The organism is Aequitasia blattaphilus (assembly GCF_024721305.1).
Taxonomy (GTDB): Bacteria; Bacillota; Clostridia; order Lachnospirales; family Lachnospiraceae; genus Aequitasia; species Aequitasia blattaphila.
Genome location: NZ_JAMXOD010000016.1, coordinates 70137 through 89683 on the forward strand (window position 1 = coordinate 70137; position 19547 = coordinate 89683).

The 19547-nt window shown below is 38.7% G+C and carries 15 protein-coding genes and 1 pseudogene; 3 read left to right on the forward strand and 13 right to left on the reverse strand.

Going from position 1 to position 19547, the window contains the following annotated elements; all coding sequences use genetic code 11:
- Positions 1 to 13: 13 nt before the first annotated feature.
- From NHH15_RS11400 to NHH15_RS11440, 9 genes are all read right to left on the reverse strand, one after another.
- The gene (locus NHH15_RS11400; RefSeq protein WP_262066801.1) at positions 14 to 1507 is read right to left on the reverse strand and encodes a sugar ABC transporter ATP-binding protein; all 1494 of its coding nucleotides are present in this window, start codon (positions 1505 to 1507) and stop codon (positions 14 to 16) included.
- 30 nt (positions 1508 to 1537) lie between these two features.
- The gene (locus tag NHH15_RS11405; RefSeq protein WP_262066802.1) at positions 1538 to 2758 is read right to left on the reverse strand and encodes an anhydro-N-acetylmuramic acid kinase; all 1221 of its coding nucleotides are present in this window, start codon (positions 2756 to 2758) and stop codon (positions 1538 to 1540) included.
- A 131-nt stretch (positions 2759 to 2889) separates the two neighbouring features.
- Entirely contained in the window at positions 2890 to 3918 is a 1029-nt protein-coding gene (locus NHH15_RS11410; RefSeq protein WP_262066803.1) for a LacI family DNA-binding transcriptional regulator, read from the reverse strand.
- A gap of 208 nt (positions 3919 to 4126) precedes the next feature.
- Positions 4127 to 4999 carry an aldose 1-epimerase family protein gene (locus tag NHH15_RS11415; RefSeq protein ID WP_262066804.1) on the reverse strand — a complete coding sequence of 291 codons (873 nt, stop codon included), beginning with the start codon at positions 4997 to 4999 and terminating at the stop codon, positions 4127 to 4129.
- Between the two features lie 18 nt (positions 5000 to 5017).
- The gene (locus tag NHH15_RS15650; RefSeq protein WP_262066805.1) at positions 5018 to 5671 is read right to left on the reverse strand and encodes a helix-turn-helix transcriptional regulator; all 654 of its coding nucleotides are present in this window, start codon (positions 5669 to 5671) and stop codon (positions 5018 to 5020) included.
- 13 nt (positions 5672 to 5684) lie between these two features.
- Positions 5685 to 7904, reverse strand: a complete 2220-nt coding sequence (locus tag NHH15_RS11425; RefSeq protein ID WP_262066806.1) for an alpha-galactosidase — start codon at positions 7902 to 7904, stop codon at positions 5685 to 5687.
- 11 nt (positions 7905 to 7915) lie between these two features.
- Complete coding sequence (locus NHH15_RS11430; RefSeq protein ID WP_262066807.1) at positions 7916 to 8860, reverse strand: ABC transporter permease; 945 nt, start codon at positions 8858 to 8860, stop codon at positions 7916 to 7918.
- Positions 8861 to 8873: 13 nt separating this feature from the next.
- Positions 8874 to 10361, reverse strand: coding sequence for a sugar ABC transporter ATP-binding protein (locus NHH15_RS11435; protein WP_262066808.1), 1488 nt, complete (start codon positions 10359 to 10361; stop codon positions 8874 to 8876).
- An 18-nt stretch (positions 10362 to 10379) separates the two neighbouring features.
- Positions 10380 to 11366, reverse strand: coding sequence for a sugar ABC transporter substrate-binding protein (locus NHH15_RS11440; protein ID WP_262066809.1), 987 nt, complete (start codon positions 11364 to 11366; stop codon positions 10380 to 10382).
- 192 nt (positions 11367 to 11558) lie between these two features.
- On the opposite strand from NHH15_RS11440, the gene NHH15_RS15655 reads away from it, so the two are divergent.
- Genes NHH15_RS15655 through NHH15_RS11455 form a run of 3 tightly spaced genes read left to right on the forward strand, consistent with a single transcriptional unit; the run spans position 11559 to position 15233 of the window.
- On the forward strand, positions 11559 to 13121 hold the full coding sequence (locus tag NHH15_RS15655) for a response regulator transcription factor (protein WP_262066810.1): 1563 nt from the start codon (positions 11559 to 11561) through the stop codon (positions 13119 to 13121).
- 14 nt (positions 13122 to 13135) lie between these two features.
- Positions 13136 to 13906, forward strand: coding sequence for a sensor histidine kinase (locus NHH15_RS11450; protein ID WP_262066811.1), 771 nt, complete (start codon positions 13136 to 13138; stop codon positions 13904 to 13906).
- Entirely contained in the window at positions 13899 to 15233 is a 1335-nt protein-coding gene (locus tag NHH15_RS11455; protein ID WP_262066812.1) for a hypothetical protein, read from the forward strand. The genes NHH15_RS11450 and NHH15_RS11455 overlap by 8 nt, the downstream gene beginning before the upstream one ends.
- A gap of 108 nt (positions 15234 to 15341) precedes the next feature.
- Here NHH15_RS11455 and NHH15_RS11460 read toward each other — a convergent pair whose 3' ends face one another.
- The 4 genes and pseudogenes from NHH15_RS11460 to NHH15_RS11475 all read right to left on the reverse strand — a co-directional run.
- Positions 15342 to 15653 (reverse strand): KilA-N domain-containing protein, encoded by a 312-nt coding sequence (locus tag NHH15_RS11460; RefSeq protein WP_262066813.1) that lies wholly within the window; start codon positions 15651 to 15653, stop codon positions 15342 to 15344.
- A gap of 152 nt (positions 15654 to 15805) precedes the next feature.
- Positions 15806 to 17550, reverse strand: a pseudogene (locus tag NHH15_RS11465) (ABC transporter ATP-binding protein).
- The gene (locus tag NHH15_RS11470) at positions 17547 to 19073 is read right to left on the reverse strand and encodes an ABC transporter ATP-binding protein (protein ID WP_262066814.1); all 1527 of its coding nucleotides are present in this window, start codon (positions 19071 to 19073) and stop codon (positions 17547 to 17549) included. Before NHH15_RS11470 ends, NHH15_RS11465 begins: the two are co-directional and overlap by 4 nt.
- A gap of 99 nt (positions 19074 to 19172) precedes the next feature.
- A partial coding sequence (locus NHH15_RS11475; protein WP_262066647.1) for an RNA-guided endonuclease InsQ/TnpB family protein occupies positions 19173 to 19547 on the reverse strand: 375 nt, incomplete at its 5' end.

Below are 19547 nucleotides of genomic sequence, written 5' to 3' on the forward strand. Positions count from 1 at the left end.
AAAACTCCCTTCCTTATATTCCTGACGCTGCCGTAAGGATTTTTTCCTGTGTCGCTTCTTTCGCATAAAAACTTCCAGTGATCTTTCCATCATGAATCACAATTACCCTGTCACTCATACCTAATATCTCTGGCATTTCAGAAGATACCATAATCACACAGTTTCCCTGCGCTGCAAAATCGTCCATCAGCTTATATATCTCTGCCTTTGCTCCTACATCAATTCCTCTTGTCGGCTCATCTAATATCATTACCTTAGGGTTCGTAGAAAGCCACCTGGCAATAACAACTTTTTGCTGATTCCCGCCGCTTAGTTCACCTGTTAATTTATTTCTGCTCTCTGTCTTAATAGCCAGCTTTTTTATATATTCATCACTGGTTTCCCGCTCTTCCTTCATATGTATAAAAGTTCCCAGAGAACAATACTTTCTCAAATTGGCTAAAGTTATATTTTCCTTGATACTGCCTATCAGGTTCAACCCTATACTCTTACGGTCTTCTGAAACAAAAGCAACTCCTTTTTCAATTGCATCTTTAGGACAATTAATTGTAACAGCCTTTCCTTCAATCAAAATCTCGCCCTCATCTTTTTTTCTCAATCCAAAAATGGTCTCAACTATTTCTGTTCGCCCGGCTCCCATTAATCCTGCAATTCCTAATATCTCGCCGCTTCTGACTTCAAAACTAATATTTCTAAACTCCTCTTTACGTGTAAGATTTTTCACTTCGATCAGAACCTCTCCCGGCTTATGAAACGTCTTATGGAATTGCTGATCCAGACTCCGTCCAACCATCATGGATATTAGCTGATCATATGTAAGATTTTTTGTTGAGTCACACCCCACGTAGGTTCCGTCACGCATAACAGTTATTTCATCAGCAATCTGGTATATTTCATCCATTTTATGGGATATGTAAATAATTCCTTTTCCTTCATTCCGTAAATCGTCGATGACCTTAAACAATTTTCCAACTTCTTCTTCCGTTATTGCAGAAGTCGGCTCATCCATAATAATAATCTCCGCATCTGTTGATACTGCTTTTGCAATTTCAACCAATTGCATCTGTGCCACACTCAAATCACGCATTATCGCTTTTGGTGGAATTTCAATCTTCATTCCCTCAAATATTTTTATACATTCCGAATTCATCTTATTCTCGTCTATTAAATTAGTACCATTCTTCAAAAACTCTCTACCCATAAACATATTAGACGCCACACTCAAGTCTAAAAAAGGACTTAACTCTTGATGAATCATTGCAATTCCATATTTTTTTGCCGCACTGGTATTTTTGATATCAACAGATTCTCCTTTAATATAAATTTCTCCCTGATCTTTTAGATAGGTTCCATTTAATATCTTCATCAAAGTTGATTTTCCAGCTCCGTTTTCACCCATTAATGCATGAACTGTTCCATTCTTCAAGGTAAATGGGACTTCTTTCAATACTCTTATTCCACTAAACTCTTTCACAATTCCCTTCATTTCCAAAAGTATTTCAGACATTCTCACCCCTCCTTTCCTTTTATCTTTTCATTAACCTTTTATATTTCGTGGCGCTAATGCAATTTTTCCTAAAATTGCGTATTGCATTGCGTGTCCTGCTGCCGGTATATTTCCCGGTACATGATTCATTGTTGAATATGCAAGAGTTGCGAATTTGATTGCTTCTTTGAATTCAGCCGGGATGCCGATTTCTGAGGATGTAACTGCCTGAACATTTTGAGGAATTCTTTTCTGTATCTCTTTCATAATCTGTGGATTACGAACCCCGCCACCACTGCAATACATCTTTTTTGTATTACGGATAATTTCTTCCGGAATATTGTCTCTCATACTTTTCGCAATTGCTTCTCCTGTAAAAGCACAAGCTGTTGCCAAAATATCTTTTGGGTCTAATTCTTTAAATTTCTCCAAGACACCATCAATATAGTCTGAACTATAGTCTGCAATCCATCCTGACCTTGGTACCGGTCTGTCAAAAAAGGGATGTCCCATGAAATATTCTAATAGCTCATCATTTACCTTACCTTCAGCTGCCAATAATCCATCTTTGTCATATTCCATATCAAAAAGCTTCCTGCACATATAATTCGAAACTACGTTTCCCGGACCGGTATCAAATCCAAACATATCCTTTCTATCTTTGCTTGCGACATGGAGATTTGCAATTCCGCCTATGTTCAACGTCATTGTTGGTTCATCCTTGTCTCGAAAGAGAACAAAATCCAAATATGGCATAAGTGGTGCCGCAGCTCCTCCGGACGCGTGATCAGCCGGTCGGAAATGTGTTACTGTATCAATATTAGTAAGATTTGCAATAATAGATGTTTCACCCATCTGCATTCCTGCCGGAAACTTACCGGACTCCCATCTTCCCACCCAGTCATTTAGCTCCTCTTCAGTCATTTTTGAAATTCCAGCATGGTCAGGCTGTTCTTGGTAAATTGTTTGCGTATCCAATCCTAAAACCTTAATATCCTCTGAGTTGATATTATTTTCTTTCATAAACTGTTCTGCTTTTTCTGCAAATACTGCTCCGCAAAGATAATTGAGTCTGTTAAGACCAACCATGTCTACCTTATTTTCAAAAGCATCTCTGACAATTCTGGCAACTGACTCCGGCCATTCATAAGAATCTCCTTTCAAAAACTTTGGTGGCGTAGGGAAACCATCCTTTCCCATACTAATCTCTGCAAGAACCACATCGATTCCATCAAATGATGATCCACTGTTCATACCCATAATTAAATCCATTTCATTTCCTCCTTCTCTTTTGTTATAAATTCTCCATATTATCGGTCGTTTCCGATTGGAGTAATTATCTTATAAAACGAATCAGTGAGAACGTTCTCACTCGGCGTAAAAAAATATAAAACACCTAAATTTTATATTTTTTTACATGATTTTCGTACTCTTAGCTCTATTGATAAATTCTTTTTTACTTCCTCCTCTGCTTTAGATTTATCATTAACTAATTCGATAGCTCTATGTACTGCAACCTTTCCAATAAACTCCGGAAACTGCGCAATTGTGGTAATATTCATAAGTTCTGTTATTTCCGAATCATCCCATACAATAAGCGATATATCCTCCGGTATTTTTTTTCCGAATTCTTGAATTCCGATAATTGTTCCCGCACAGAGTCCGTTATTTACTACCAAAACTGCTGTAATGTCATTGTTAAGCATTAAAAGTTCCTTCACAGCGTGGGAACTCTGACCAAATTCATGAGCATCAGCCTGAATTAACCATGTTGATTGAAATTCAATATTATTGTTTTTCAACGCATCCAGATAACCTGATACTCTTTCCTTTTCAGTAAAAAACTTATCCGTAGTTAATACTCCGATATTTCTATGTCCCAAACCAATCAAATATTCTGTTGCTTTATATCCGCCGCCATAATTATCACTGGTAATTGAATCTGCCTTTATTTCATCCGGCTCATAATCGATAAACACAATAGGTATATCCGACTCATACGCATCTATATTTTTCTCTCTGATTTTTTGATCCTTTGTATAAGCAGGAGCCAAAATAATTGCATCAACACGTCTGCTGCGCAAGCTTTTCAATTGTGTTATTTCATTGCGAACATCTTCGTGTGTATTGCATATGATTACTGAATACGATTTATCGAAGGCCTCCTTTTCTATTGCTTCAATTACCTTTACAAAAAAATGGTTTGATATCCTGTCGACTACAATTGCAATCGTATTTGTTTTTTTACTGCGTAAACTTCTTGCCATCGCATTCGGGGAGTAGTTCAGCTCTTTTACTGCATTCATCACTTTTTCTTTTACTGCCATTGATGTTTTCCCGTAGTTACCGATAACACGTCCGGCTGTTGCTCTGGAAACGCCTGCTCTTTTTGCCACATCTTCTATTGTAACTGGTGATTCCTTCTGATTCATACTTATCCGCCTGTCCTTCATGAGATTTGTGAGAAGGTTCTCATTTGATATTCCCATGTTATCATTCCATTATCGTATTTGTCAATTGTAATTTCGATTTCTATCTTTTTTTAGTCGTTTTGTTTACATTTTTCAGCTTGATTTGTTAGAATTTGATGAACACATGGTGAGAATACATTAAAGTACAGTGAGACTCTCATTGAGATTGTTATAGAAATGTCATACTCCATCGGTTATGATATATTTCTTTTGCTTTTAATGGAATTAAATTTTTCTGCTCCTCCAGATTTTCCACAATCCCTTTCCGGGATGGCAGAGAAGACCAGGGCTCTATGCATATAAAACCAGCTTTTGTTCCGGGTGTATGCCAAATCCCCAAATACGTCATGTCTGGAAATGAAACAGAAATCTCTGAAGTATCCAATTTTGATCTTAGTGTCACTTTTTTTGACATATCCCGCAAAATCACTGCATCATCATCAAACATCTGATGCCTTAACCTGATAATTCGGTTATCCTCTAATAAATAAAGCTCATCCTTTCCCGTTACGAAGCAGTCTTCTGACATACCAATACGGTAAGGCGAGCATTCTTCCTCAAATTCCAAATAATAATCTTCAAATCTCCCTGTTCCTATCGGCACATTAAATCCTGGATGACCACCTATTCCAAAATACATTGTCTTAAAGTCCTTATTTCTAACCTCATAGATTACATCTATTTGGTTCTCTCTTAACTCATAATGAATGTACAGCTCAAATAAAAAGGGGTACATTTTTTGTGTTTCTGAAGAGGAAACCAGTTTAAAACTCACAGAGTCCTTAGTACAGTTTTCTGTCTCAAGTGTTGAACCTGACAGAAATCCATGAATAGGCATATGAAACTCTTCTCCGTTATATACGTATTTTCCCTCAGTCAGTCTTGCTATGTATGGAAATAAGTTCAGTGCCCGGTCACCCCAAAACTTTGTGTCTCCCTGCCAGATATACTCAATGCCGTTTTCTCCCTCTACAGACCATAATTCTGCTCCCTTTGAGTTTATTTTTACTTTAAGATAATCGTTGCTGATTTCGATAATCATTCCTTTCTCCCCTCCCATTTATGACTTAATAATTTTTTTCCGGTAACTTCCAGGTGTCTCTCCGTGATATTTCTGAAATATTTTTAGAAAAGATCTCACGTCTCTAAATCCCACCTCTGCTGCAATTTCATTAATTGTCCGATCCGTTGACAACAAAAGTGACACTGCCTGTTCCAGCCGGACTTTATTAATATACTCTTTGAAATTCATATTGGCATTTTTTTTGAAATAACTGGAAAAGTAAAAAGGATTCATATGTACTACATCAGCAAGTATTTCCAGTGACAGATTCTCCTTATAATGATCCTGAATATATTGCTTAGCCTTCTCAATATCTTTGCGCTCATTTGAAATAACAGAATTTCTGATACACCCGTAATATAAATCAAAATACTCTTTGTACCTTTGTGACATCCTTGAAAAGTCTCTTTCTTTTCGTCCATGTTCCAAAAGTTCCAGCATATCCACTTCCGGCAAAGCAATTCCCATGGTATCAAATCTTTTTTCGCACTCTTTTATATCTGTGCAAAAATAAAAGCCTGCATCCTGTCGATTTCCTTCTGATACAATTGCAAGTTTTCGTTTGTAGATCAGATATTGCTTATTATAACGTGCCTCATCCTGGCGAATCATCCAATTAACAAAACAGGGAGCAGGCGAAATAAAATTCACCTGCTCCCTTAAATCATTCTTTTTCTAAAACAATCAATTTTGAATAAAAATCATATCCCGGTTCATCACCTCTTACCGGTAAACCACAGCTTCCATCTGCCAGGCTGATTCCCATATTCATTAACTCCAGACCACTATAGGTCTTTTGATTATCCTTTCTTTTATAAACTGCCTTCTCATCCAGACCTCTTGGATAGATTCTTCTAAAAGGAGCATTTACCTCGTTAAGCTCACGGTAAATTCCAATTACTGCTGTTTCTTTTCCTTCGTCTACGCACATCCAGCCGGATATATTATTTTCGAAGGGGCTTTGCAATCTGTAAAATCTCCCCTTTTGAATCACTTCACGGTATTCCTTCATAAATCTGACCTGCTCTTTTATTTCTAAACGCTCTGTATCTGACAGGATTCCCAGATCCAGTTCATATCCAAAGGTTCCAAAGCATGCCACATCTCCTCTTGTTTTCAGCTTTATCTCCCGATTCAACTGGGCATTTGGAGATTTTGATACGTGAGCCCCCATAGTACATAATGGATAGATAAAAGAAGTTCCATACTGGATTTTCACCCGTTCAAACGCATCATTGTCATCACTTGTCCATGTTTGAGGGGCATAATAAAGCATACCCGGGTCGAACCTGGCTCCGCCGCTTGCGCAGGACTCAAATAATACATTGGGAAAAGCCTGTATCATTCGTTCATAAAGCCTGTAGACTCCAAGCATATATCTGTGATAAATTTCTCCCTGTTGCTCCGGTGGAAATACCGGAGAATAGCATTCTGTCAGGCTTCTGTTCATATCCCACTTAATGTAGGAAATCTCACATCCTCGAAATGATTCATGAAGCATATCGAAAATCCCCTCTACCACCTCCGGGTTTGCAAAATCCAAAACGTATTGATTCCGTCCATGAGATGTTTTTCGCTCCGGAGTTCTCAGCACCCATTCCGGATGATTCTTATAAAGTTCAGAATCCTTACTGATCATTTCCGGTTCTATCCAGATTCCGAAAGCCATGCCCAACTCAGTGATTTTCTTCGAGAGACCCTGCAATCCGATTGGTATTTTCTCCTTATTTACGAACCAGTCTCCAAGTCCTCCCAGCTCACTGTTTCTTTTTCCAAACCATCCGTCGTCTAATACAAATAGCTCCATTCCAACTTCCTTTGCTGTTTTCGCCAGTGTGAACAGCTTTTCTTCATTAAAATCAAAATAGGTTGCTTCCCAGTTATTAATGGGAATAGGTCTTACCTTTTCTTTCCAGCTTCCTCTGATCAGGTAGTGTCTGAATAAAGAGTGGAATCCATTGCTAATATCCTGCAGTCCCTTCGCGGAATAAGTCATTGCGCATTCAGGGGATTCAAATACCTCCCCTTCCTTTAATCTCCATGAAAATGTGTCCGGGTGTATTCCCAGCTGTACTCTTGTAAGATCATGGGTAGATACTTCAATCTGAGCTTCAAAATTCCCACTGTACAGAAGTGCAAATCCAATTGCTTCTCCAAAGCTTTCCGTCGTTTCCTTCCTGGATAAAATAAAGGCAGGATTATGATTCGCTGAAGATATTCCTCTGTTACTTCCAAATCCTTGTGTTCCCCAGACTAACGCCCTGGACTTTACATGTCTTTCTCTACTCCACGCACCGGAAAATTGAAGCATTTCATAGTCTTTATCCGGTAAATCAAGATTTAAGCTCATTATCTTATTTATGGAAACAGACTGGTCTCCCCGGTTTTCAAATGTGACTCTTCTTGTAATCCCATTCAATTCATTAAAAATCGAGTAATGAAGTGTCATTTGAATCTTAGAAACTACGTCTTCTAAAATAATCTCCAAAGAATCACAGTCACTCTCCTGATTTGCATAACACGCAGGTAAACCTTCTATTCCTTTTTTACCGGAATATATTTTATGGCTTTTATATTGAAAATCCGAAATGCAGCTTCCATTTTCCTGCTGTATTTCAAATGCAGGTATGCGGTAATCTGTTGTACCAAAGGACGGATACTCCTGTTTTATATGCTCTAAAGAAAACTCCCAGTCTCCTTCATATACATAGCTTGTCATATACCTTGCCGCATATTCTATATATTCCGAATAGTCCGGCTTATCTTCGACTCTTTTCCCAAAGTAAATCTGTCCGATACTGCCATTTCTTAAAACCTTTATAATATAACTCATCTCCTGATTATAAAGATGAAATTGTTTCGTTTTTTCGTGAAAGCGTATCATACAACTGCTCCTTATACTGCATTTCTTCGTTTTTTGCTAAAATTATCTAAAGCAACAGCCAGAATCAGAACAAGTCCTTTTACGACTCTCTGCCAGTAATCCTGGATATCCATCAAAACCATACCGTTTGTTAAAACTCCCATGAACAGAACACCAATCAGGACGCCTCTTATCTTTCCTTCTCCTCCTGCCACACTGGTTCCTCCCAGTACACAGGCTGTAATAATATCCATTTCATAGCTGTTTCCTGCTGTGGGCTGTCCACTGTTAATTCTGGAGAGAAGAATCACTCCTGCCAGCGCTCCTAAAATTCCCTGGAGAAGATATACCTTATAGATTACCTTACTTACCGATACGCCGGAAAGTCTTGAAGCCTCTTTATTTCCTCCGATGCCGTATACTGTCCGTCCAAATATGGTTTTATTCAACACAATGTATCCAAAGATAAAGACCAGAACCATAATGATAACCGGGAAGGGAATTCCAAGCATATATCCCTGTCCTAAAAATAGAAAGCCGTTTGGAAGACCATAAATTGGCATACCTCCTGAAATCAGGTAGGCAACTCCCCTTAAGATGGTCATTGTTGCAAGGGTGGCAATCATTGGAAACATTCCGATGATATTAATCAGCATGCCATTAATCAGGCCGATTACTGCTCCTACTAAAAGACAAATCAAAACTGCCAATACCGGGTGCATTCCGCCAGCCATCAGTGATGCTCCTAAAACGCAGGCAACTCCAACTAATGAACCTACCGATAAGTCTATACCACCCGTGATAATTACCATCGTCATACCAACAGAGCAAATACCCATAATCGCAATTTGTCTTAATATATTTAAAATATTTTCTCTAGTCAGAAATGCGTTTGCCGTAAAGGAAAAAATCCCTATCAGAACAATAAGTGCGACAAGCATAGCATATTCCGTCCAATTTACTTTTTTCATTTTCATTCTCTTTACCTCATTAATGGGAAGCCATCTCAAGTATCTTTTCTTGTGTTGCTTCACTTTTTAGTATTTCTCCGCTTATTCTTCCTTCATGCATGACTATAATTCTATGGGACATACACATAAGTTCCGGCATTTCAGAAGAGATCATAATTACGACCTTCCCTGCATCAACCAATTCCTTCATAATCGCATATATTTCCTGCTTTGCACCTACATCAATACCTCTTGTAGGCTCATCAAAGATCAGGACCTTGCAGTTTGTTGCCAACCATTTGGCCAATACTACCTTCTGCTGATTCCCCCCTGACAGGTTTTTAACCTTTTGTTCTACCGAAGGGGTTTTGATGTTCAATGTCTTTTGATATTCCGTTACATCATTCATTTCCTTTTTTTGATCCACAAAGAATTTCCCCTTTGAAAACCCTTCTAGATTAGCATATGTGATGTTCTCACGGATTGTCATTCCTAAAATTGCCCCCTGGGTCTTCCGGTCTTCTGTTAGTAATCCTATCCCGTTTTGAATTCCATCTTTTGGTGTACGGTTCACTATTTTTTGATTCTCCAGAATAATTTCACCTGTTTTAATCGGATCTGCTCCGAATATTGCCCGCATCACTTCTGTTCTTCCCGCTCCTACAAGACCTGCAAATCCCAGTATTTCCCCTTTGTATGCACTAAAGGATACATCCTTTACATATTTATTCGTGAGATTTTTGACCTCCAGAACCTTATCTGATTTCTTATAAGGAACTTCCGGATATTGCTCTCCTAAATCTCTGTCCACCATAGTACGGATAAGCTCTTCCTCTGTTGTATCCGCTACATCCATACTCTTTACATAATTTCCATCTCGAAGAACTGAAATCTTTTCACAAAGCATAAATACCTCTTCCAACCTATGAGAGATGTAGATTATTGAAACTCCATCTGATTTTAACTTTTTTACAATCTCAAACAAGTATTTCAGTTCGTTATTCGTAAGAGGTGCACTCGGCTCATCCATAATCAGGACTTTAACATCTTTTACCAGCGACTTTGCGATTTCCACAATTTGCTGATATCCGATTGATAAATCTTTTACCAAGGTTTTAACAGAGATATCCACTCCTAAATATTCCAGTATCCTTTCGCTTTCTTTTTCCATCTTATCGAAATCGACCAGTCCCTTTCTAGTCGGATAATTTCCATAAAAAATATTTTCAGCAACGCTTAAAAAAGGAATTAGGTTAAACTCCTGATAGATTGCCGAGATTCCCAAATCCATAGATTTTAAAGGGGAATTGTCTGTAACCTCTTCCCCTTTAAAAACAATCCTGCCCTCTGTGGGTTTAATCGCACCGGTAATACACTTTATAAAAGTGGATTTTCCCGCACCATTCTCCCCACAGATTGCATGGGCCTCGCCTGGATAGAAATCTATGGAAACTCCGTTTAGTGCGGTGACACCCGGATAAACCTTTTTTATTTCTTTTAACTCTAATATTGGTTTTGTTTTTTCCATATTCCTTCTCCGGTATTCTTAATAATCACTGATATTTTCAGAAGTAACAGGTATCAGATTTACATAAACCGGATCCTCTATCGGCCCGTCTTTTATAATCTTCTGTAATGTTTCAATAGCTAATGCTCCTGTACCATATGGATCAATGTCTACTGTTCCTACGTAGTTTCCACCTTCTTTGATTTTGTTAATTGCTTCCGGTGTTGCATCCAGACCTACAATACATACATTCGTCTTATTTGCAGCTTTAAAGGCTTCATATGCTCCCAGAGCACTGGCATCATTATTACAAACAATTACATTTGCATCCGGATGTGCCTGAAGAATTGTCTCTGCAGCACTCATTCCTGCTTCTGTTGTAATGGCTCCCTGCTCTGCTACTACCTCAGCCTTTGGTGCAATGTTTAAACATCCTTCTTTTAGTCCACGAATTCTCTCTGCAAGAGATGGCTGCTCAGGAGCTGTAAATAATACCACCTTTGCATCTTCTTCCTTTTCTAAATTTTCTTTAATCCATTCGCCAGCTATTTTTCCACCCGCTTCACCAAATGCATACTCATTCGGTGTAATAAATGCCGTTCTTCCCGGAATCTCCAGATTCATTGAAATGACAGGTATTCCTGCATCTGTTGCCTTTTTCACAACACCTTCCAATGCCTTTTCATCTACTGGTGTGATGAAAATCGCATCCTTTTTTTGACTGATGAAATTTTCGATTGTTGCAATCTGTGTCGCAACATCCATCTTACAATCCTGAATGGTTACATCCATTCCTTCTTCTTTTGCTTTTTCAGAAAAACCATCTGCCAGAGTAACAAAATATGTGTTACTTAAATCATGCAAGCTATATGCAATCTGTAGATTACCATCTCCTGAAGATTCTTTTTTTTCACTTTTCTCTGCTGGCTCACTTTTCCCACTATCCATAGAACAACCTGTAAAAATCACACACATCAATGCTGTTAACAGGATTGATGAAATTATTTTTTTCGCATTCTTTCTCATATTCCTTGGTCTCCTCATTTTCCTCTTCTTTATCTGCAGATTTTTGAAGCGTTTTTGTTTACAGTTGTAATTATAGTGGAATTTATTCATCAACTCAATGTATCAAATCTTAGTATGTGTGGTCGATTTTTAGGTTTCGTAGAAACATATTTTCTTTTGTGTTAAAATAAAAAAAAACCTTGGAGGGGCAAAGTGAGACAAAGAGTATTTATTGCAGATGATGAAAAATTGATTTGCCAGCTATTGGAAAGGGCAATCCACTGGGAGGAATTAAACCTTGAGTTAGCCGGAGTTTTTTACGATGGAAGGTCGCTTTATGAAGGGATTCTCAAAGATGAGCCTGACATTGTGATTACCGATATCTCTATGCCTCTGCTTAATGGTATTGAGATGATTCGACTGGCGAAGGAAGCGAATTGCCAGTCGCATTTTATCATCATCAGTGGCTACAAAGAATTTGAATATGCTCATTCTGCCTTAAAGTATAATGTAGAAGATTATTTGCTAAAACCTGTGAATACGGAAGAATTAAACAGAACTCTTGAAAAGTTGACAAAAAAAGAGATTGGAGCAGGAAAAAATATACATTCTGTCCCAACGGATTCCTCCTCATTTGACGAAACCCGTCACAGCCGGTATATGTTCCAGTCTTTGGTAAATAATCGGGGCATCGAAGATTTCACTTTAAAGGGTAGTACTTTTCAATGTATTACAATCCACCTTTTTGCAAAAAGAGACGAAAAAATTCAAATTCCCTCACTGAATGAAAAAATACTTCGTATCATTAAAAACCATTTAGAACCTTTAACCCGGCAATGTTTCATCGACTGCGACAACAAATGGATTTATGCATTTATTGACTATGAAAATAATCAAAGAGAAAACATATACAAGGCACTTCACAAATCCTATTCTTACAGCGAGAATATCACTGATATTTTTCTCGGCTTAAGTGTAAGCTTTGGAATCAGTAAACCGTATTGTTCTCTCAGCGATTTTCAAAATGCCTATCACGAAAGCCGGCTTTCAATTCTGTCACGCCTATGTACAGGAAATTTCGAACCTCTTTTTTGGGAAAAGCTTCAGATACAGAGTGAAGAATGGCTCACTATAGACAATGCATTTATTAACACTCTCAAACAGGATATAGAGTCTTTGTCTACTAAGGATTTTGAAACACATTGCACCCTGGAATTTTCCCGTTTCCGTAAGACTGTAAATATAAGATCTCTGGAAACTTTCACGGCTAAAATCCTGACGATCGTCTCTGATGTAAAAACAGAAATTCTCAAAAAGACATTTGACCGCAAAGATACTATAACATTATTTATGGAATCTGCCTTGTCTTTGAGAGATCTGAGAGAGTATTTTGAATTTTTTACAAATTACATTCTAAAAGAATTGGAGCTTTTAAGACAGACAACACAGTCAAAATATGCACAGCCGGTAAACCAGGCAATTGACTATATAGAAAGTAACTACCGGAATTCTGTCAAGTTAGATGATGTGTCTAAGATATTGGATTTGAATCCGGCATATCTTTCCAGTCTTTTTAAAAAAGAAACGGGAATCAATTTCCTGGACTATTTACATGATTATCGTTTAGAAAAAGCAAAAACACTTTTAAAAGACAGCAACTATAATATCTCCGAAATCAGCGATTTAGTCGGATACAATGATTCAAGACATTTCAGCAAACTTTTCAAAAAGAAATTTGGGATTAATCCCAGTGATTACAAGCAGATGTATAACTAATCTTGAGGTGTTTTATGCGTATTGTAACAAAAAAACAGCTGGAAAAGCTGATTGAAAAAAGAATAAGTGAAGAGCGAAAGAAAAACCAGTCCCTTTATCGAAAACAGATTTTAGATTACTCAAGAGATCTTATGGCACTGCAGAGCCAGATTAACCCTCATTTTTTGTATAACTCTCTTGAGTGTATCCGGGGATTGGCCATGATAGAAGGTTCCAATGAGATTGCACGGATTTCAGAAAATCTGTCTAATTTCTTTCGCTATAATATAAATATAAAACGAGATATCGTGACCATACATGACGAAGTTGAAAATGTTAAAAACTATATAACTATTCAGCAGTTTCGTTTTCAGGACAAGTTTCAGATTCATTATGACTTTGAGAATAACAGCCACTTATTGGCGCATTCCCTTCCCAAACTCACCTTACAGCCCCTGGTGGAAAATGCTCTGAATCACGGGCTAAAAGATACCCTAACTGATGGATTAATAACAATAACTCTTGAGGAGGGCGATTCTTTTTTACTGATTCATATTATTGATAATGGTAAAGGTATCGAGCCCCCCAGACTCATCGAAATCCAAAATGCCCTTTACGACGCAGAACTGCAGCAGCTAAGTTCTGACAGATCAAACAATGGCTCAGCCCTTTTGAATGTTCATCACCGGCTTCAGCTCCATTTCGGATTTGAATTCGGACTTGAAATCAAAAGCGCTCTGGGCTTTGGCACACGAATCACAATTCGACTTCCAAGAAAGGACAAGAACCCGATCCACTATGAGTAAAAAAGAAATCTTAAAGCTTGGGAATATAAACTTGCATCATCCGAAATATTATCCTCTGCTTCATGCAGATATCACAATATACTCTGATGAGATAACAGGCCTGCTTGGCTTGCATGATTCCGGTATTTCAACCTTGATCGAACTCTTTTCCGGTGAACTTTTTACCCGGGATATCCGCTGCTTTTATAGGGAACAGGTTGTCTCTCTTTCGGAAATTCAAAACAAATCCTTTGTTCTGCGTAAAAGAAGTTCGCTTACACCAAATCAGACCATTCTGGAAAATATCTTTTATATTTCAAAGGAGCGTCCTTATCGTCTATGGACACATGAAAAGAAATGCCAAAAAGAGCTTCTTTTTTTGCTACGCAAATTGAACCTGTCTTTGGATATTATGAAAAGGACTTCTGAACTTACGAATCCGGAGCGCATCATTGTTGAGTGCTTGAAAGCCATAACTCTTAAGAAGGAGTTTATTATATTCGAAGACGTCTTTTCTTCTTTATCTTATGATCAGATGGAAACAATACAGGATTTTCTCCTCCGGATAACTCATACCTATCCTTTTATAAATATTATATTAACAGCCAATCAAAGCCATTATATACACCAGCTGGCTCAATCAATAACTTTTATGGCCAAGGGTCACAATATTTATGAGACACCTAATGTATACTCCCAGGAAAACTACGACTCTATCCTTTCTTCCGGAAAAATAAAGAACCTCAACAAAGTAAATTCACCTAAGTCCAGCCCTGCTGATTATGTATTTCAACACGCAGACTTATATTTATACAGGAATGAAATGACAATTTTGCTTGACCCTTTCTTTGTTCTTCGAAATCCGATTAAAGAGCTTATACTAAATCAAAAACAGACAGACTCCGTATTCCTCTCCTTCAATGTGAATGAGCAAATCATCGAGAATCTGTCTGTTATTGATAACCTTATACTTCAAAAGCCAAAAAATTTTACTAAGGGAGGCTTCATCCATCGAAAACGCCTTACTGCTTTAAAAAATGATTTTTGTGACTGGTGTAAAGAGCGAAAAATCAATTATGATTTTATTAATTCCAGCCACTGCTATAACCTGAGCCCTTTTGAAAAAATGAGTGTCTACCTTTTTAAATGCTCCTTACTGAGAAAGCAGATTCTGTTTATCGCCGATCCCCTTTTATACTTTGACATCAATATGGCAAGTCTGGTTCTTGGTGAAATTGATTTGTGGCAAAAAGGCGGAGCAACCATCTGTATATTCGCATCTGAAATGCGGGATGTATATCGAAGTGCTGACAGAGTACTGCAGGTTAAAAAAGATGGTACTATATGAGAAATACCCAAAGACTGCATTACCAATATTTTCCGGTTCTGCTTTAGAATAATTTTCCAAATTATGTACTGCACTATATCTGAGTTTATTTGTCAATGGGCGGATTGGCTACAAGCATATGATTGCATTCACTCCTTCAATCCATTTAGTCGGTGACATTGTGAATACATTTGCTCCCGCTGCATTTCTAAACAGGTCGAATTCGACCTGTTTAAAATCAGGATTATGAAGACTTTCCCATAATCCCAAGAATTCTATCGTATCACGACTCCGTAACCAATTCTTAATTACGTCGTGCGGCATATCGCTTTTATACCTTGCTATATCGGTCAACGATAGAAATTCATTTTCAAAATCCGTTGTATAAATACCAATGCTGACACCCTTGCCTTCGACTATACCCTTCCCACTACCGGACATGTTCCGTACTTGCACTGGTTAGAAACGTGTACCAGCATTTTCTTTATAAAAAATGCACTTATAACACAAAACCACTAAAATGTTGTTGTCTAGACAAACAAGAAAGTAGCTTTGGTATAAGTGCATTCTAATTCTATCAGTAAGCTGTTAAACTAATTCCTTTGACTCCATCCCCGACTGTTTTCACGCGCCGTAATAAATGTTTGATAAATCCCTGCCTGATTAATCAGTGTATCATGATCTCCCTGTTGAGAAACCACTCCATTCGCAATGACTAAAATGCTATTCGCACTGCGAATTGTGTTCAATCGATGGGCAATGACGATCAGTGTCTTTCCTTTGCACAACTCACTGATTGCCTGCTGAATATAGCTTTCATTATCTGCGTCAACACTTGCAGTGGCTTCATCCAAAATGACAATAGGAGCATCCTTAAGAATGCATCGAGCAATCGAAATACGCTGCTTCTCACCACCAGAAAGTGTCTCTCCACCCTCTCCTACTACTGTATTAAAGCCCTCAGGTAAAGCCATGATAAAGTCATAACATCGGGCTTTTTTCGCAGCCTCTATTACCTCCGCTTCTGTTGCATCTGGCCGCCCCATGCTGATGTTATTATAAATCGTGTCCTGAAATAAATATACTCGCTGGAACACCATACTGATATGATTCATCAAATCGCTTAAAGGTACTTCCCGTATATCCTTACCACGAATAAGCACCTGACCGCTCTTTACATCCCAAAAGCGTGCCAACAGATTTGCGATTGTTGTCTTTCCTCCGCCAGAGGGTCCAACCAGCGCTAACATATTGTTTTTCTCAAGTGAGAAGGAGACATTTTTCAACACCTCTTTTTCCCCATATCCGAAACTCACATCGCTAAACTGAATTTCTGGTTCCTCTCCCCCATGAGGAATTCTATCTTTTCCTGTATCTAGAAGTTCTGCTTCGTAAAAAACCTCCTCAATACGATTCAAACAGCTATTCATCACAGTCAACCTTGCGCTATTTGCATATAAAGCCTTGACGGGACCAAACAAATCAAGTACAAACAACATAAATCCCACCGCAAAAATAGTTGCCATCTGTGCCTGAGAATGAAGAAAAACAGTCAAAGCTATTGCTGCCGCCGACCCTAGTCCAAACACAATAAGCATTCTTCTTTGCCATGGCGAATGGTTCTCTTCAAACTGGATATTTTTATCACAGCTTTTTTGAAAATTATCTGTCAGTTCCTTCGACTTCTCTCCCAACAAATTGTATGTTTTAATAATGCCGATACCTTCTGTAAAGTCGAGTATAGATTCGGTCAAGCTCTCGCTTTGCTCCTGCTTGATATGAGAATCCTCAAGGGATTCTTTTTGCATTCCCTTTCCAAAAAGCAAGCCAATTAGAATCACCACTACAGCTAGATCCCCTAGCCATATATTGAAGAAAAACATGAATGCAACCATAACAACCTGGGAAAAAATGTAACCCATCATATCCGCTAAAACCATCATACAGTTTTCTTCAACAAAGTTCATATCTGTCGAGAGTACGGAGCTGATTTTTCCAATATTTCCTCCGTAAAGTAGCCCATAGGCATTTTTCGCAAATGTGCCCCAAGCTCCATACGCTTTTCCGCCATAACCATAAATCCAGCCGAAGATTGTAGTTTATTATCCAAATGTTGAAATAAAATCTGTAGAAGGACACACACCGCCATTCCTCCACCAAGTTGTAAACACATCTCCCCAGATGCCGTGTTTTCATAAAACCGCATTAGTGCGTAAAATGCCAGCATAATTGGTGCTCTAGAAAGCATGGATTTCAAAAAAGAAAACACGAGAGCAAGATGTATTCTACTCTTATACTTTCCTGAGAAATTTAAAATTCGCTTCATCAGTGTAATCATAGTGTTTGTCCTCCCTTCTTCATCGTGACGCTCCAATTTACGCTTGCTTCGGCTGCGTTCCAAAGTGCTTGATATGCAGGACAACTAGCCAAAAGATTTTCATGCACTCCAGCCGCTGCCAGATTTCCATTTTCCATAACACATATTTGATCCGCATTTACAATGGACTGCAGACGGTGAGCAATAACAATTACGGTCTTATTCTGGATAAGTTCTGCAATCGCTTCATTCATTTTCTCCTCATTCTCCGGATCCATAAATGCTGTCGCTTCATCAAGAACGATGATAGGTGCATTTTTCAATATTGTACGGGCGAGAGAGATTCGTTGGCGTTCACCACCGGAGAGCTGTTTCCCTCCATCTCCTGCCATCGTATATATACCTTTTTCAAGTCGTGCAAGAAACTCTCCGCACTGGGCTTTTTCCGCTGCAGCCAGCACTTCTTCATCACTTGCATCTAATTTTCCGATACGAATATTCTCAAGTAGAGTAGTGTTAAAAAGGAATTGTTCCTGAGCCACATAGGAAATTTCTCTATTCAGTGCTTCCAGACTCATCTCACGGATATCCTGACCTCCAATTTTTATTGCCCCACCGCTTACATCGTAAAAATGAACCAACAGCTTTGCAAGAGTTGATTTCCCACTTCCACTCTCCCCCACCAAGGCGGTTAAGCTGCCCTCATGAGCCTCAAACGAAACCCCATGTAACACCTCTTCATCCTTATAGGCGAATCTTGCCTCTTCAAATGTGACGTTGTGATTTTTTCCGGCAAAATCTCCTTCACCCTGTTCCAGTGGAGGCGCATCAAGCATATCTTCAAGAGCCTTTATCTTGTAATTAATCTGTGGAAGTGTTGAGCCAAAGCCCAAGGCTTTTATAAAAAGAGGCCCGATAGAGAAGGACATACACAGCACCAAAACGAAATCCGGTAAGGTTGAAAAACCATTCAAAACGAGATATGCACCAATGGGTAATGTAAACATTGCCACACAGGGGAGAATACTGCTATAAAGCGCCATCCATGGCCAGCATGCCTTATACCACTTAAGTGTAAAAGTAAGATAGCTCTTCACATCTCCCTCAAAGCGATGATAGCTTTCACCATCTCGGTTAAAAACCTTCACGACCTCCATCCCATTTATATATTCCACAATGGTGTTATTCATCTTTTTTCCGGCGGCATAGTAATTTCCCATTTCTCCCATGCCAATCTTATACATAATGCCCATGGCGATGATGCCAAGGGGCAGCGCCGCAAGACTAAGCAGAGAAAGCTTCCAATCGACGAGAAACATAAAGATAAATACGATGATCGGTGCACCGATATTCGCAATCCCCTCAGGTAACGCATGTGCCATAAGCAATTCAACATTCTCAATGTCGTCAATAAACATTTTCTTTAATGCACCTGTTCCTTTGTCCTGTATCGTTCCGAGGGGCAGCCTTTCAAGTTTGCCCTGGAGAGAAACACGCAGATTTTTCAAAGTAGTGACATGCTCCCACCACTTGAATGCTATCATTCTGAAGTGGGGGCTTCCTGTTCAATATTCCCAATGGAATAAGTATCTGCAGGCTATCCCCGTATGCCCTACGGTTTGTGTTCTTTTATTTTCGTACAGTCACGCACTTAGCATTCTTTTTCCTTCTTCCCGGATATTGATTGCAGCATTTACATCTCTGTCTAACTGATTCCCACATTCACATCGATAGCTTCTCTCTGCTAAGGAAAGTTCCCTCTTTATTTTTCCGCATTTACTACAGGTTTTACTGGAAGGATAATAGCGATTGATTTTTAAGAGCTTCTTTCCCCTGTCTCTCAGTTTATATTCCAAGAGATTACAGAAGTTCCCAAATCCATTATCCATCACCCCTTTTCCCAGATGGAGGCTCCTACTCATGCTTTTCATGTTTAAGTCTTCTACACAGACTACATCATATTCCCTTGCCAGTTCCAGACTCAACTTATGTTGATAGTCTTTTCTTTGATTCTTTGT